Origin of the sequence: Streptomyces zhihengii, assembly GCF_016919245.1 — a bacterium.
GTDB classification, from domain to species: Bacteria; Actinomycetota; Actinomycetes; order Streptomycetales; family Streptomycetaceae; genus Streptomyces; species Streptomyces zhihengii.
Map to the genome: position 1 here is coordinate 4,464,025 of NZ_JAFEJA010000001.1, position 14,094 is coordinate 4,478,118.

Below are 14,094 nucleotides of genomic sequence, written 5' to 3' on the forward strand. Positions count from 1 at the left end.
AGACGTTCCGTCTTGTTGAAATATAGCGCAAGCCTTCTGCCCCCGCAAGACGTTTCGTCTCGCGGGGGCAGAAGTGCCGCTGTCGGGGGTGCCGCGCGGGCCGGGGCGCCGGTGTCAGGGCGCCGGGGGACGGTGGCGGCGGCGGTGTCAGGGCGTCGCGGGGGGCGGGGTGGGCGCGCCCGGGAGGCGGATCACCGCCCGGGTGCCGCCGCCCTCCGCACGGGCGAGCGAGACCTCGCCGCCCGCCTGCTGGACGGTCCGGGCCACGATCGACAGCCCGAGCCCTGAGCCGGGCAGCGAACGCGCCGACGGCGACCGCCAGAACCGCTCGAAGACATGGGGCAGTTCCTCGGTCCCGATCCCCGGCCCGTGGTCGCGCACCGACAGGGTGCCGTCGCGCAGCTCCACCTCGACGTGCCCGCCGGGCGGCGAGAACTTCACCGCGTTGTCCAGCACGTTGACCAGGGCCCGCTCCAGCGCCGCCTGCTCGCCCCGGACGTACCAGGGGCCGATGTCGGCGGTGAACGTCAGCTCGGGGCCGCGCAGCCTGGCCCGCTCCAGCGCGCCCTGGAGGATCTCGTGCAGCCCCACCACCTGCACCGTACGGCCGTGCGCCGATCCGTCGGGCCGGGAGAGCTCCTGGAGATCGCCGATGAGCGCGGCCAGTTCGGTCATCTGCGCCTTGACCGACGCCAGCAGGGCCCTGCGGTCGTCCGGCGGGATCGCCCGGCCGGTCTCCTCGCTCCTCGCGAGCAGTTCGATGTTGGTGCGCAGGGAGGTGAGCGGGGTGCGCAGCTCGTGCCCGGCGTCCGCGATGAGCTGCTGCTGGAGATCGCGCGAGGAGGCCAGCGCGGCGGTCATCGCGTTGAACGAGCGCGACAGCCGGGCGATCTCGTCGTCGCCCTCGGCCGGGATGCGCACGCTCAGGTCCTCGGTGCGCGCCACGTGCTCCACCGCGCCCGTCAGCCGGTCGACCGGCGCCAGCCCGGTGCGCGCCACCCACAGACCGGTGGCGCCCGCCCCGAGCACGCCGATGCCGGAGACCAGGAGCAGCAGCAGGGCCAGGTCGTTCAGGGTGCGTTCGGTCTCCCGCAGGGGCACGCCGATCATCAGCGCGGTGTCCCGGAAGACCGCCCCGTCCGCGGCGGCCGCGACGGTCAGCACCCGCACGGAGCGGCCGTCGGTGTCCGTGCCGTCGCGGAAGGTCTCCAGCCTCGGGTCCGCCCGGCCGGCCACCTCGCGGTCGCCGTCCGTCACCCGCACGGTCCCGGCGGAGACGGCGGCGAACACACAGGGCTCGTCGCCGGAGGCGCGCACGAGCTGGAAGTAGTAGTCCTTGGGGCGCCCGAACTCGTCCTGGGAGGTGGCGGACGGCGGGCAGGCCCGCAGGGTCGCCGCCACGTCCACGGCGCGCAGGTCGATGCTCTGCCGGGTGCTGCGCAGCTTGGCGTCCACCTCGTCGTACAGCTTGCCGCGCACCACCACCCAGCAGACCGTCGAGACCACGGCCACGGCCACCGCCACCGCCGTGGCCACCAGCAGGGCGAGGCGGGAGCGCAGCGGCAGCGCGCGCAGCCGTCCGATCACTCGGTGCCGCCCGGCCGCAGGGCGTAGCCGACGCCGCGCACGGTCTGCACGAGGCGCGGCTCGCCGCCGGCCTCCGTCTTGCGCCGCAGGTACATCACGTACACGTCCAGGGAGTTGGAGCTGGGCTCGAAGTCGAAGCCCCAGACGGACTTGAGGATCTGCTCGCGGGTGAGCACCTGGCGCGGGTGCGCCAGGAACAGCTCCAGCAGCGTGAACTCGGTGCGGGTCAGCTCCACCCGGCGGCTGCCGCGGGTGACTTCGCGGGTGGACAGGTTCATCCGCAGATCGGCGAAGGCCAGCACGTCCTCGTCGTCGGCCGCCGCCACCGCGGCGGTGTAGGAGCTGCGCCGCAGCAGGGCCCGGATGCGGGCGAAGAGCTCGTCCAGCTCGAAGGGCTTGACCAGGTAGTCGTCGGCGCCCGCGTCCAGTCCGGTGACCCGGTCGCCGACCGTGTCGCGCGCCGTGAGCATCAGGATCGGCACCCGCGAGCCCGCCGCCCGCAGCCGCCGGGCGGCGGTCAGCCCGTCCATCCTCGGCATCTGGACGTCGAGCACGATCAGCTCGGGGCCGTACGCCTCGGCCCGGGCCAGCGCGTCGAGACCGTCGACGGCGACCTCGGTGCCGTACCCCTCGAACGCGAGGGAGCGCCGGAGCGCCTCGCGCACGGCGGGCTCGTCGTCGACGATGAGGATGCGCTCGCCTTCAGTCATGGGCCCAGCCTCGCACGCGATCAGGCGTCCCCGCCGGAGCGGAGGGTGTCCAGGTCCGCCTTGACGGTGTCGATCGGGATGGCGAAGCCGAGGCCGACGCTGCCCGCGGTGGATCCGCTCGCGGAACTGGGCGAGTACATGGCCGAGTTGATGCCGATGATCTCGCCGTTCATGTTGATCAGCGCGCCGCCGGAGTTGCCCGGGTTGAGGGAGGCGTCGGTCTGGATCGCCTTGTAGGTCGTCTTGGAGTCGCCGGTGTCCCCGTTGAACTGCTGACCACCGAACTCGAACGGCCAGTTCTGGCGCGGGTCCTGCTGGGGCTCCTCGTCCTTGGCGACGGTCACGTCACGGTCGAGGGCGGAGACGATGCCGCTGGTGACGGTGCCGGTGAGTCCTTCGGGGGAGCCGATGGCGACGACCTGGTCGCCCACGCCGACGGCGCCGGAGTCGCCGAGGGCGGCGGCCTTCAGCCCGGAGGCGTCCCGCAGCTTGATCAGGGCGAGGTCCTTGTCGGGGTCCTTGCCGACGACGTCCGCGGTGTACTTCGTGCCGTCGCTGAGCCGCACCTCGACGGTGTCGGCGCCGGAGATCACATGGTTGTTGGTGACGATCTCGCCGTCCGCGGTGATGATCACGCCGGAGCCGGTGGACTGCCCGGCGCTCGACGACGCGCTGATCTCCACGATGCTCGGCGACACGGCCTGGGCGACGCCCGCCACGGTGCCCTTGCTGCTCTGGGACACGGTCGTCCCGCTGACGCTCCCGGTGCCGCGGGCCGGCTCGTCGCCGACCAGATGGCCGACGAGGGCGGAGGCCCCGCCGCCGACGGCCGCCGCGGCGATCGCGACGGCCGCGATCAGCCCGACCGGTCCCTTGGCCCGGCGCCGGGAGCGGGGGGCCGCCGGCTCCGGCGCGGGCGCGGCGGGCGCCGGGTGCGGGGCGGGCGGCTCGAAGCCGGGACCGCCGCCGCCGGGCCACACGGTGACCGTGCCGGCGGGCCGGTACGGCGGGGGCGGCGGGTAGCCGCCGTCCGCCTGGGTGAGGGGTGCGGTCGCGGGCGCGTCGTACGGCTGCTGCGGGAATCCGGGCTCCTGCTGCGGGAATCCGGGCTCTGCGTGGCCGTCGCGGCGGTAGTGGTCGCTCATGGCAACGACTCTCGCCGCGGCAGATGAGAGCGGTCTGAGACGGTGCTGAGAAGCCCGGCAGAAGCCTGTATGCCCGATATAAGGACGCCCGGCGGCCACGGTGCGCGGGCGGCCCGTTGCACAGCGTGCGGGCGATCCCGTCCCGTACCGGGAACCGTCGACGGCGGCACGACTCCCGCGGGCGGTTCCCGTACGGGAACCGCCCGCGGCGGCACAACCCTTGCGGGCCTTCGGCGGTCTCCTCGGTGTGCACCCACACGCCCTCGGGGCGTCATGAATAAGGACACCGCATTGCACAAGGGGATCAGACGGGCTCTCACCGCGCTGACGGGGCTCGTGACGGCCGGCCTGCTGACGGCCACGCTGCCCGCCCAGACCGCGCAGGCCGCGAGCGGCGCGGAGCGCTGCCCGAAGGGGTACTTCTGCGGCTTCACCGGCACCTCGGGTGACGGCGAGATGTTCAAGACGAACAAGGACCTGGCGACCCTGGGCGCCTGGGACAACCGGATCCGCTCGCTCGTGAACCGCGCCGGGAACTACGCCTGCGCCTACAGCGAGCCGAACTACGACCTCTCCGCCGAGGGCGCCGACTTCCTGCGCGAGAGCCCGAACGCCTCCTCGGGCGAGTACGGCTTCACGCCCTTCATGGACCGCAGGATCAGCTCCATCCGGTTCGTGAAGACGGACCGTGAGTGCTGGCTGAACGCCTACCCGCGCTGGTGGGTCGACCCGGCGGCGGCACCGGCCGGCTTCGGCGACCTCAACCACGACCTGGTCCCCGACGTCCTCGTGCGCGACATGGCCGGACGGCTGTGGCGGCTGCCCGGCGACAACACCGGCCGGCTCGTCGGCAGCGGCTGGAACTCCATGACCGCCATGACCCGCCACGGAGACCTCACCGGCGACGGCCACGAGGACCTGCTCGCCCGCGACAAGGCCGGTCAGCTCTGGCTCTACCCCGGCACCGGCCGCGGCGGCTTCGGCACCCGCAAGCTGGTCGGCGGCGGCTGGGGCGTCATGCGCCAGATCGCGGCAGCCGGCGACCTGACCGGCGACGGCAAGGGCGACCTGCTCGCCCGCGACTCCGCGGGCAAGCTGTGGATGTACCCGGGCAACGGCCGCGCCTTCGGCACCCGCAAGCTCGTCGGCGGCGGCTGGCAGGTGATGAACGCGCTCCTCGGTCCGGGTGACCTCAACGGGGACAGGCGTCCCGACCTGCTCGCCCGCGACACCTCCGGCAAGCTCTGGCTCTACCCGGGCAACGGCCGCGGCGCCTTCGGCACCCGCACCCTGGTCGGCGGCGGCTGGCAGGTCATGGAGAACTTCGTGGCCGTCGGCTCGTACAACGGCGGCACCCAGAACGACGTGCTGACCGTCACCAACGAGCGCCACCTGGGCGGCCACCCCGGCTGGCTGCTCGGCTACCGGGGCACGAGCGGCACCCCGCCGTTCCGTGCCTCCGAGGAACTCGACGGGGACTGGTGGGGCCTGAACGGCGCCTGGTGACCCCCGTCCGGCGCGGCTGGGGTTGCCCGGGTCACCCGGGTGCCCCCAGCCCCGCCGACGTGCGGGGTCACGGTCGCCCGGGCATCCCAGCCCGTCCGGCGTTTGAGGACACGGCCGCAGGCCGTGCTGCGACCACCGGGGGCGCGGGTGCCGGGGATGCGGAGCCCGGTTCGCCGGGGCTCTGCCCCGGACCCCGCGCCTCAATCGCCGGCGGGGCTGGAGCTACCCGGGCATCCCAGCCCCGCCGACGTGCGGGGTCACGGTCGCCCGGGCATCCCAGCCCGTCCGGCGTTCGAGGACACGGCCGCAGGCCGTGCTGCGACCACCGGGGGCGCGGTCGCCCGGGATGCGGAGCCCGGTTCGCCGGGGCTCTGCCCCGGACCCCGCGCCTCAATCGCCGGCGGGGCTGAAGCTACCCGGGCATCCCAGCCCGGTCCGAGGCCGAGGCGGCCGGGGCCCCGTCATCACGGCGCGCCCCGCGCGCCTACGCCCCGCCGCACCCGCAGGAGCGCCTGATCACCAGGCCGGACGGGAACTGCTTGACCCGCTCGCGGCGTGACCCCGCCACCCGCAGGCCGTCGTCGAGGACGAGATCCACCGCCGCCCGTGCCATCGCCGGGCGGTCCGAGGAGATCGTGGTCAGCGGCGGGTCCGTCAGCGCCGCTTCCTTCACGTCGTCGAAGCCAGCGACCGCGAGCTCGGACGGGACCTCGATGCGCAGCTCGCGCGCGGCGCGCAGCACGCCGAAGGCCTGGTCGTCGGTGGAGCAGAAGATCGCCGGCGGCCGGTCCGGCCCGGCGAGCAGCTTCAGGGCGACCTGGTACGCGTCGTAGCGGTTGTACGGCGCCTGGAAAAGGCGCCCCTCCGTGGAGCGCCCGGATTCCTGCATGGCGCGGCGCCAGCCCTCGACGTGGTCCGCGACGGGGTCGCCGACCTCCGGGGTGTTCTCCACGCCGCCCAGACAGGCGACGTACTCGTGGCCGTGCTCCAGCAGGTGCCGGGTGGCGAGCTGGGCGCCGCCGACGTCGTCGGTGACGACGGCGACGTCGTCGATCGCCTCGGGGCGCTCGTGCAGCAGCACGACCCGCGCGTCCCACGCCTCGATCTCGGCCGCCGCGCGCTCGCTCGGACCCTGGCTGACCAGGATCAGACCGGACACCCGCATTCCGAGAAAGGCCCGCAGATAGTGGACCTCACGCTCGTCGCGGTAGTCGGAATTCCCGACGAGCACCATTTTCCCGCGCTCGGCGGCCGCCTGTTCGACGGCATGCGCCATTTCCGCGAAGAACGGCTGCCGTGCGTCGGGCACGATCATGCCTATGAGGTCGGTCCGCCGCGAGGCCATGGCCTGGGCGACCCGGTCGGGCCGGTAGCCCAGCTCCTTGATCGCGGCGAGTACCCGCTCGCGCGTGGCCGGGGCGACCGGCCGGGGTCCGTTGTTGATGACGTAGCTGACGACGGCGGTCGAAGTACCCGCCAGTCGCGCAACGTCGTCCCGCGTCACCTTGGCCACGCGCGAAGTCTACGCGGGGTGACCTACCTCTGGGCAGGCCGTACGGCTGCTTCCTCGATCACAGGCGCTTCCTCCGTCCGGGTGACCTCCGCCGCGGCCTTCGCCTTGGCCTCCTCGGCGGCCCGCTCGACCTTCTCCGGGGCGACGAAGCGGTAGCCGACGTTGCGCACGGTGCCGATGAGCGACTCGTGCTCGGGGCCGAGTTTGGCGCGCAGCCGCCGTACGTGGACGTCGACCGTGCGGGTGCCGCCGAAGTAGTCGTAGCCCCAGACCTCCTGGAGGAGCTGCGCGCGGGTGAAGACCCGGCCGGGGTGCTGGGCGAGGTACTTCAGGAGTTCGAACTCCTTGAAGGTCAGGTCCAGGACCCGGCCCTTGAGCTTGGCGCTGTACGTCGCCTCGTCCACGGAGAGATCGCCGTTGCGGATCTCCATGGGGGAGTCGTCGGAGGTGATCTGCTGGCGGCCCATGGCCAGCCGCAGCCGCGCCTCGACCTCCGCCGGGCCCGCGGTGTCGAGCAGGACGTCGTCGATGCCCCAGTCGGCGGTGACGGCGGCCAGACCGCCCTCGGTGACCACGAGGATCAGCGGACAGCCGGGCCCCGTGGAGCGCAGGAGCTGGCACAGCGACCGCACCTGCGGGAGGTCGCGGCGGCCGTCGACGAGGATCACGTCGGCGCCCGGGGTGTCCACGAGGGCCGGGCCCTCGGCGGGCGCCACCCGGACGTTGTGCAGCAGCAGCCCGAGGGCCGGCAGCACCTCCGTCGAGGGCTGGAGGGCGTTGGTGAGGAGCAGCAACGAGCTCATCGCGTCCCACCTGCCCGGGTCGCCCTGCGGTCGTCGTGTGGGGATCGGCTTCGGTGGTCGGGTCGGTGCTCGGTTCGCTCGTCCATGACGTCGGTTCCTCCTCGGTCCCTGCGAGGACGCCTGCGGCACTGCTTCTTCGTCACTGCTTCGAAACTGCTTCGAACTGCCTCGCACAGTGGCTCTCTCGCGCCGGAGAGCCGCTGTGAGTTTGTGTTCACCTCGCCGTAACAACGGCGGGAAAACGCAAAAGGACCCGGTGGCTGCATCGCCCGGATCCTCTGCCCAGCAGAATAGCCCACATGAGTTCTGGCGAAGAGGGCCGATTTCACACTGTGGACGTGTCCAGGATCTCTTCCGGCCCCCGGCGCGCAACATTGCTCACCGCCGACGGGGTCCCGATCGAGGCCGTCCACGACCCGTGCGCGGGCGGTCCCGCGACGACCGCGGTGGTCGTGGCACACGGTTTCACCGGCTCCGTCGACCGGCCCGCGGTCCGCCGCGCGGCACGCGTCTTCGCCCGGCGCGCGGGTGTCGTGACCTTCTCCTTCCGCGGGCACGGCCGTTCGGGCGGACGGTCCACCGTGGGCGACCGGGAGGTGCTCGATCTGGCCGCGGCCGTGGCGTGGGCGCGGTCGCTCGGCTACGCCCGGGTGGTGACGGTCGGCTTCTCCATGGGCGGCTCCGTGGTCCTGCGCCATGCCGCGACGTATACGGCGGCGGGCGCACCGGAGCACGAGGGGCGCACGGGGCGCGCGGGAGCGCATTCGGACGCCGTGGCCGCCGTGAGCGCGCCCGCCCGGTGGTACTACCGCGGCACCGCCCCGATGCGCCGGCTGCACTGGGTGGTGACCCGCCCCGCGGGCCGGCTGGTGGGCCGCTTCGGCTTCCGGACCAGGATCCACACCGAGGACTGGGACCCGGTGCCGCTGTCGCCCGTCGAGTCCGTCCCGCTGATCGCCCCCACGCCGCTGCTGATCGTCCACGGCGACCGCGATCCGTACTTCCCGCTCGACCATCCGCGGATGCTGGCCGCCGCGGCGGACGGCGGTGCCGAGCTGTGGCTGGAGCCCGGCATGGGCCACGCGGAGAACGCCGCCGACGACGCGCTGCTGGCCCGGCTCGCCGCATGGCTGCTGACGCGATGACCCATCATGGAGGCCGGCGCGACACGAACGAGAGGAGTGCCGGCATGGCAGCGGTGACCATCCGCTACTGGGCCGCGGCGAAGGCCGCGGCGGGGACGGCGGAGGAGCCGTACGCGGCCGCGACGCTGGCCGAGGCGCTCGACGCGGTGCGCGAACGCCACCCGGGAGAGCTGACCCGAGTGCTCCTGAGGTGTTCGTTCCTGGTCGACGGTGACCCCGTGGGCACCCGCGGACATGAGACCGTGACGCTGGCCGAGGGCGGCACGGTCGAGGTGCTCCCGCCGTTCGCAGGAGGGTGAACCCCACAGCATGAGCAGCGATCAGCAGTATCCGCACCACTCCGGGGGCGGGTACGAGCCGCAGGAGCCCTACGGGACACCGGACCGGTACGGCCGGGGCGCCCAGGCGTCGCCGTACCCGCAGCCCGCGCCGGACGCGGGCCCGGACGGCCACGGGCAGCCGTACCCCGCCGACGCCCACGCCTCCCGGCCGGACACCTGGCCGCCCACGGGCGCCACTCCCTACCCGGCTCCGCCCGCCGACCCGTACGCCCCGTCGGCCGCCCCGTACGGCCAGCAGCCCGCGGACCCGTACGCGCAGCAGTCCGTCGACCCGTACGCGCAGCACGGGCAGCAGTCCGCGGATCCGTACGCGCAGCACGGGCAGCAGTCCGCGGATCCGTACGCACAGCACGGCGCGGGCGCCTACGCACCCGGCGCCCCGGCCGCCGACCCGTACGCACAGCACGGCCCCGGCGCCCACGCGTCCGGCGCCGGTGCCCCCGCCGCAGGCGGCTACCCGGGCCAGGGCGCCCCGGCCACGGACCCGCACGCGCAGCACGGCCCCGGCGCCTACGCGCCCGGCGCCGGGCAGCACGCCCAGCAGGGCGCGGGCGCCCACGCACCCGGCGGCACCCCCGCCGCGGGCTCCTACGCGCCCGACGCCGCGTACCCGCAGCCCTACCGGGACGCGGCGGTCCGGCAGGAGCCGGGAGCGCAGACCTGGCAGGGCGAGACCTGGGACACGCAGTACCAGCCGGCCCTCACGCCCACCGCCGCCCCCATGGCGGCCCCCGCGGCCCCGGCCGGGGCGCTGCCGCCGGAGACCGGGGCGGCGGCGCCCGCCGCTCCCGCTCCCGCGGACACCGACGGCTACGGCACCCCCACCACGTCAGGCAACAGCCGGATCACCGACGCGCAGCGTGCCCGGGCCGAGGGACGGTCGCCGATCATCCCGCCGGGCATCCAGCCCGCCGGGCTCACCGCCGTGCTCGGTCTGCTGCTGGCCGGCGGCGCGGCCGTCGGCCCGTACGCCCTGCTGGTGCCCCTGGTGCTGCTCCAGGCGGTGACGGCGGCGGGCTGGTTCCGGCTCAACGGGATGTGGCCCGCGCGTCAGGGCATCGTGCTCGCCTTCGCCGGCGGGCTCGCCGCCGACGCGGCGCTGCTCGCGGCGGGCGAGGGACACGGCCCGGCCGCGATCATCGGCGCGCTCGGCGTGTGGGTGCTCCTCACCCTCGTCCTCCAGCTCCGCAGCCACGCGGGTGCCGACGAACGGCTCCAGGGTCTGATGGCCACCGTCGTCTCGGCGGCCCTCGCGATCCTCGCCGCGGGCCATCTCGCCGCCGCCCCGGACGCGGTCGTCGTCGGCGGTGTCGCGGTCGCCGCGGCCACCGTCGCCCGTGCGCTGCCGCTGCCGGGCGCCGTGTCCGTCGTGGTGGCGCTCGCCGCCGGCGCGGGCGCGGGCATCGCCGCGGGCGGTCTCACCGACCTCGGGGCGAAGGGCGCGCTGCTCGGGCTTGCCGCAGCCGGCTGCGCGCTGATCGGTCTGCGGGTGGCCAGCTACGACTACCCGTCCCGATTCGTGCACATGACGGCGGGTGTGGCGCTGCCCCTGACGGCCGCCGTGCCCGCCCTCTACCTCGTCGGGCGCGCGCTGGTCTAGGTGTATTGCCCTGTGAGGTTGGGGACGCGGCTGGCGGGTGGGTTGCCTGCGAGTGCGGTGTGTCCGCGGTGGTGATTGTAGAAGTGCAGCCAGTCCGGGAACGCGTCGCGTCGTGCCTGCTCTGACCGGTAGGGGCGGGCGTAGGCCCACTCGTCCAGCAGGGTGCGGTTGAAGCGTTCGACTTTGCCGTTGGTCTGGGGTCGGTAGGGCCGGGTTCGCTTGTGGGTGATCCCGGCCGCCGCGAGTGCGTCGCGCCAGTCACGGGAGCGATAGCAGGAGCCGTTGTCCGTCAGGACACGTTCGACGGTGATCCCTGCACCGGCGAAGAACTTCTCGGCTCGTGTCCAGAAGGCGGTCGCGGTCTCTTTGCGCTCGTCGGGGTGGATCTCGCTGTAGGCGAGGCGGGAGTGGTCGTCGACGGCGGTGTGGAGGTAGCTGTAGCCGGCGTTCTTGCGGGTTCTGCGGCCGGCCTGGCGGCCGAGGACCTTGTGGCCGCCGCCGTCGGGGATGTTGCCGAGCTTCTTGATGTCCACGTGGACGAGTTCGCCGGGCCGTTCGCGTTCGTAGCGGCGTATGACGCGGCCGGTGGCGCGGTCCAGATGAGTCAGCCGGGCCAGCCCGAACCGGGTCAGGACCCGGTGCACGGTCGAGGGCACGAGGTCCAGCAGGTGGGCGATGCGGGCCGGTCCCCAGCGGCGAAGGAGGCGGACTTTGATGATCCGGCGTTCGGTGCGGGTCGGTGTCCGGCGCGGGCTGTGGCGGGGGCGGGACGAACGGTCGGTCATGCCGGCGTCGCCGAGCGTCCGGTAGCGCTCGGCCCACCGCTGGGCGGTGGTCGGTGAGACCTGGAAGCGTTCCGCGGCCCGGCGAAGAGGCCAGCCGTCCTCGACCACGCAGCGGGCCAGGCGAAGGCGTCCGGTCTCGGTCAGGGGTGCATTACGGTGGGGCACGAGGGCCTTTCTGGTCGGTGCAGACGTCGCAATCCACACCGAACCCGGAAGGCCCTCACCCGTTCAACCCGCCTCAGCCGAGACCTGCATCACCCGTCCACAACCTCCCTGGACAGAACATCTAGGGCGTCCGGGAGCGGGCTGGTCCGGGCGTCCGGGAGCGGGCGCCGGGCCGTCCGGTGGCGGGTGCGGGAGGGACGGCGCCCGCCGCGGGGAGGCATCCGGGAGGCATCCGGGCGGCACACGGCGGGAAGGGGCCCAGGAACCAACACAGGTTCCCGGGCGTCGATCATTGAGCAGATGGCGTCGTCCGGACTGATTCTCGCCCGTGGGCGACCGGGGGCCACGGAAAAGGGTGGGGGACACCGAGCAATGCGTGCACTGCGGATACTTCTGATCATCGGCGTGATCCTGGGCGGTCTCTTCGTCGCCGCCGACCGCCTGGCGGTCAACTTCGCCGAGTCGGAGGCGGCCGACAAGATCCGGAGCAGCCAGGGGCTGGACTCGACGCCCGAGGTCTCCATCCACGGGTTCCCCTTCCTCACCCAGGTGATCGGCAAGGAGCTCGACGAGGTGGACGTCAGCATCGGCGGTATCACCGCCACCGCGGGCGGCCGCGACGTCAACGTCACCGAGGTCCGGGCGGACCTGCGGGACGTGCGGATCGACAGCAGCTTCTCCTCCGCGACCGCGGGCCGCGCCGACGGCTCGGCCCGCATCTCGTACGCGGACCTGACCGCCGCCGCGCCCAAGGGCGCCACCGTCGCCTACGCGGGCGCCGAGCGGGCCGCCAAGGGCCAGGTGAAGCTGACGGGACCGCTGGCCGAGGTGCTGGAGGGCGCCGGCATCGAGGTGCCGGCCACGGTGAAGGCGCTGCTCGGCGACCGGCAGGTCTCGACGTACAGCACGGTGACCCTCCAGGAGGGCACCATCGTCCGCATGAAGGCCGAGACGCTGCCGAAGCTGCCCGTGCCGGGCTTCGACGACCGGCTGCGCAAGGCGGTCGACTACGACCTGAAGATCGACGGTCTGCCGTCCAGCATCACCCTCGACGAGGTCGAGGTGACGGACGCGGGGCTGCGCTTCTCCGGGACGGGCGAGGACGTCGCGCTGACCGGCTGACGCCGCGGCGAGGACGGCCGGCGGCTCCGCGAGAGGGCCGCCGGCCGGCCCGGCGAACGGGGCATGGCCGCATGGTGAGACGGCTGTGTCCGGTGGGCAGAAGAACGGGGGACGGCCCCCTCCGCCGATGGCGCGGAAGGGCGATCCGTCCCCCTTTTCGTATCGGATGGTGGACGATCGCGTCTCATCATGCGACACGCCGGTGACACGGCCGCCGTCTCGTCCCTACGATCGGACCCATGAAGCAGCGACAGGCGGATCTCACGAAGCGGCGGGCAGTAGACCTGTGCCGCGTCGCCGCCATGCTCTGTCGCACTGTCTGAGCGGGTTCCTCCCGTATCCCTCAGGCCCTTCGACCTCTGTCGGGGCCGCCCGTGCCGGCCGACGCGCTCCTCGCGTACCCGCACATCCCTCGCGCACCACCCTCGCGCACCACCGCCGCACACTGCCCCGGAGGAGAAGAAGCATGAGCCGCAGCGACGTCCTGGTAGACGCCGACTGGGTCGAGGCCCACCTCGAGGACCCGAAGGTCGTCATCGTCGAGGTCGACGAGGACACCTCGGCGTACGACAAGAACCACATCACCAACGCGATCCGGATCGACTGGACCAAGGACCTCCAGGACCCGGTCCGCCGCGACTTCATCGACCAGGAGGGCTTCGAGAAGCTCCTCTCCGCGAAGGGCATCGCGAACGACTCCACCGTCGTCCTCTACGGCGGCAACAACAACTGGTTCGCCTCCTACGCCTTCTGGTACTTCAAGCTCTACGGCCACGGCGACGTCCGCCTGCTCGACGGCGGCCGCAAGAAGTGGGAGCTCGACTCCCGTGACCTCGTCGCCGAGGTGCCGGTCCGCGAGGCCACCGAGTACAAGGCCAAGCCGCAGGACGCCTCCATCCGCGCCTTCCGTGACGACGTCGTCGCCGCGATCGGCTCGCAGAACCTGGTCGACGTGCGGTCGCCCGACGAGTTCAGCGGCAAGCTGCTCGCCCCGGCGCACCTGCCGCAGGAGCAGTCGCAGCGCCCGGGCCACGTGCCCAGCGCCCGCAACATCCCGTGGTCGAAGAACGCCAACGACGACGGCACGTTCAAGTCGGACGAGGAGCTCAAGGCCCTCTACGAGGACGAGCAGGTCGACCTGTCCAAGGACACCATCGCGTACTGCCGCATCGGTGAGCGCTCCGCGCTCACCTGGTTCGTGCTGCACGAGCTGCTCGGCCAGGAGAACGTCAAGAACTACGACGGTTCGTGGACCGAGTACGGCTCCCTCGTCGGCGTGCCGATCGAGCTCGGCGCCAACAAGTAACCCCCTCCCCCCGACCTTTCTGGAGAGCAGCATGTGTGGAGCGAAGGCCGGCGGCCCCGACGCCTCGACGATCAAGCCCGGTGAGACCACCATCCAGGGCCAGGTGACCAAGGACGGCGAGCCCGTCGTCGGTTACGTCCGACTCCTGGACTCGACCGGTGAGTTCACCGCCGAGGTCCCGACCTCGGCCACCGGGCAGTTCCGGTTCTACGCGGCCGAGGGCACCTGGACCGTGCGTGCCCTCGTCCCGGGCGCCACGGCGGACCGCACGGTCGTCGCCCAGACGGGCGGACTCGCCGAGGTCGCGATCGCCGTCTGAACATCGTGACCGGCCGAAGGGCCGCACCTCCTGGGGGTTGGACGCTA

The 14,094-nt window shown here is 73.2% G+C and carries 14 protein-coding genes; 8 read left to right on the forward strand and 6 right to left on the reverse strand.

Features of this window, described 5'->3' with window-relative positions; translation table 11 throughout:
- Positions 1–147: 147 nt before the first annotated feature.
- From JE024_RS18745 to JE024_RS18755, 3 genes are read right to left on the reverse strand one after another with little or no spacing between them, the layout of a single operon-like run.
- A complete protein-coding gene (locus JE024_RS18745; RefSeq protein ID WP_205374685.1) occupies positions 148–1,587 on the reverse strand; it encodes a sensor histidine kinase in 1,440 nt (479 codons plus the stop codon).
- Positions 1,584–2,297 carry a response regulator transcription factor gene (locus JE024_RS18750; RefSeq protein ID WP_205374686.1) on the reverse strand — a complete coding sequence of 238 codons (714 nt, stop codon included), beginning with the start codon at positions 2,295–2,297 and terminating at the stop codon, positions 1,584–1,586. Before JE024_RS18750 ends, JE024_RS18745 begins: the two co-directional genes overlap by 4 nt.
- 20 nt (positions 2,298–2,317) lie before the next feature.
- Entirely contained in the window at positions 2,318–3,442 is a 1,125-nt protein-coding gene (locus tag JE024_RS18755; RefSeq protein WP_205374687.1) for a S1C family serine protease, read from the reverse strand.
- 291 nt (positions 3,443–3,733) lie between these two features.
- Between JE024_RS18755 and JE024_RS18760 the strand changes: the two genes are divergently transcribed.
- The gene (locus tag JE024_RS18760) at positions 3,734–4,948 is read left to right on the forward strand and encodes an FG-GAP-like repeat-containing protein (RefSeq protein WP_205374688.1); all 1,215 of its coding nucleotides are present in this window, start codon (positions 3,734–3,736) and stop codon (positions 4,946–4,948) included.
- Between the two features lie 484 nt (positions 4,949–5,432).
- Here JE024_RS18760 and JE024_RS18765 read toward each other — a convergent pair whose 3' ends face one another.
- The gene (locus tag JE024_RS18765) at positions 5,433–6,461 is read right to left on the reverse strand and encodes a LacI family DNA-binding transcriptional regulator (RefSeq protein ID WP_205374689.1); all 1,029 of its coding nucleotides are present in this window, start codon (positions 6,459–6,461) and stop codon (positions 5,433–5,435) included.
- A 23-nt stretch (positions 6,462–6,484) separates the two neighbouring features.
- A complete protein-coding gene (locus tag JE024_RS18770) occupies positions 6,485–7,264 on the reverse strand; it encodes a response regulator transcription factor (RefSeq protein WP_205374690.1) in 780 nt (259 codons plus the stop codon).
- A gap of 299 nt (positions 7,265–7,563) precedes the next feature.
- Between JE024_RS18770 and JE024_RS18775 the strand changes: the two genes are divergently transcribed.
- From JE024_RS18775 to JE024_RS18785, 3 genes are read left to right on the forward strand one after another with little or no spacing between them, the layout of a single operon-like run.
- Positions 7,564–8,409, forward strand: a complete 846-nt coding sequence (locus JE024_RS18775; RefSeq protein WP_205374691.1) for an alpha/beta hydrolase — start codon at positions 7,564–7,566, stop codon at positions 8,407–8,409.
- A gap of 44 nt (positions 8,410–8,453) precedes the next feature.
- Positions 8,454–8,708, forward strand: a complete 255-nt coding sequence (locus JE024_RS18780; RefSeq protein WP_205374692.1) for a MoaD/ThiS family protein — start codon at positions 8,454–8,456, stop codon at positions 8,706–8,708.
- 10 nt (positions 8,709–8,718) lie between these two features.
- Complete coding sequence (locus JE024_RS18785; RefSeq protein ID WP_205374693.1) at positions 8,719–10,350, forward strand: hypothetical protein; 1,632 nt, start codon at positions 8,719–8,721, stop codon at positions 10,348–10,350.
- On the opposite strand, the gene JE024_RS18790 is transcribed toward JE024_RS18785, so the two are convergent.
- Positions 10,347–11,300, reverse strand: coding sequence for an IS481 family transposase (locus tag JE024_RS18790; RefSeq protein ID WP_205374337.1), 954 nt, complete (start codon positions 11,298–11,300; stop codon positions 10,347–10,349). The genes JE024_RS18785 and JE024_RS18790 overlap by 4 nt on opposite strands.
- 372 nt (positions 11,301–11,672) lie before the next feature.
- Between JE024_RS18790 and JE024_RS18795 the strand changes: the two genes are divergently transcribed.
- The 4 genes from JE024_RS18795 to JE024_RS18805 all read left to right on the forward strand — a co-directional run bounded on the left by JE024_RS18795 (position 11,673) and on the right by JE024_RS18805 (position 14,047).
- Positions 11,673–12,422: an LmeA family phospholipid-binding protein gene (locus JE024_RS18795; RefSeq protein WP_205374694.1), complete on the forward strand. Its 750-nt coding sequence runs from the start codon at positions 11,673–11,675 to the stop codon at positions 12,420–12,422.
- Positions 12,423–12,661: 239 nt separating this feature from the next.
- Entirely contained in the window at positions 12,662–12,745 is an 84-nt protein-coding gene (locus JE024_RS42315; protein ID WP_355648638.1) for a putative leader peptide, read from the forward strand.
- A 143-nt stretch (positions 12,746–12,888) separates the two neighbouring features.
- Complete coding sequence (locus JE024_RS18800) at positions 12,889–13,728, forward strand: sulfurtransferase (protein WP_205374695.1); 840 nt, start codon at positions 12,889–12,891, stop codon at positions 13,726–13,728.
- 31 nt (positions 13,729–13,759) lie between these two features.
- The gene (locus JE024_RS18805) at positions 13,760–14,047 is read left to right on the forward strand and encodes a DUF1416 domain-containing protein (protein ID WP_010985465.1); all 288 of its coding nucleotides are present in this window, start codon (positions 13,760–13,762) and stop codon (positions 14,045–14,047) included.
- Positions 14,048–14,094 lie beyond the last annotated feature (47 nt).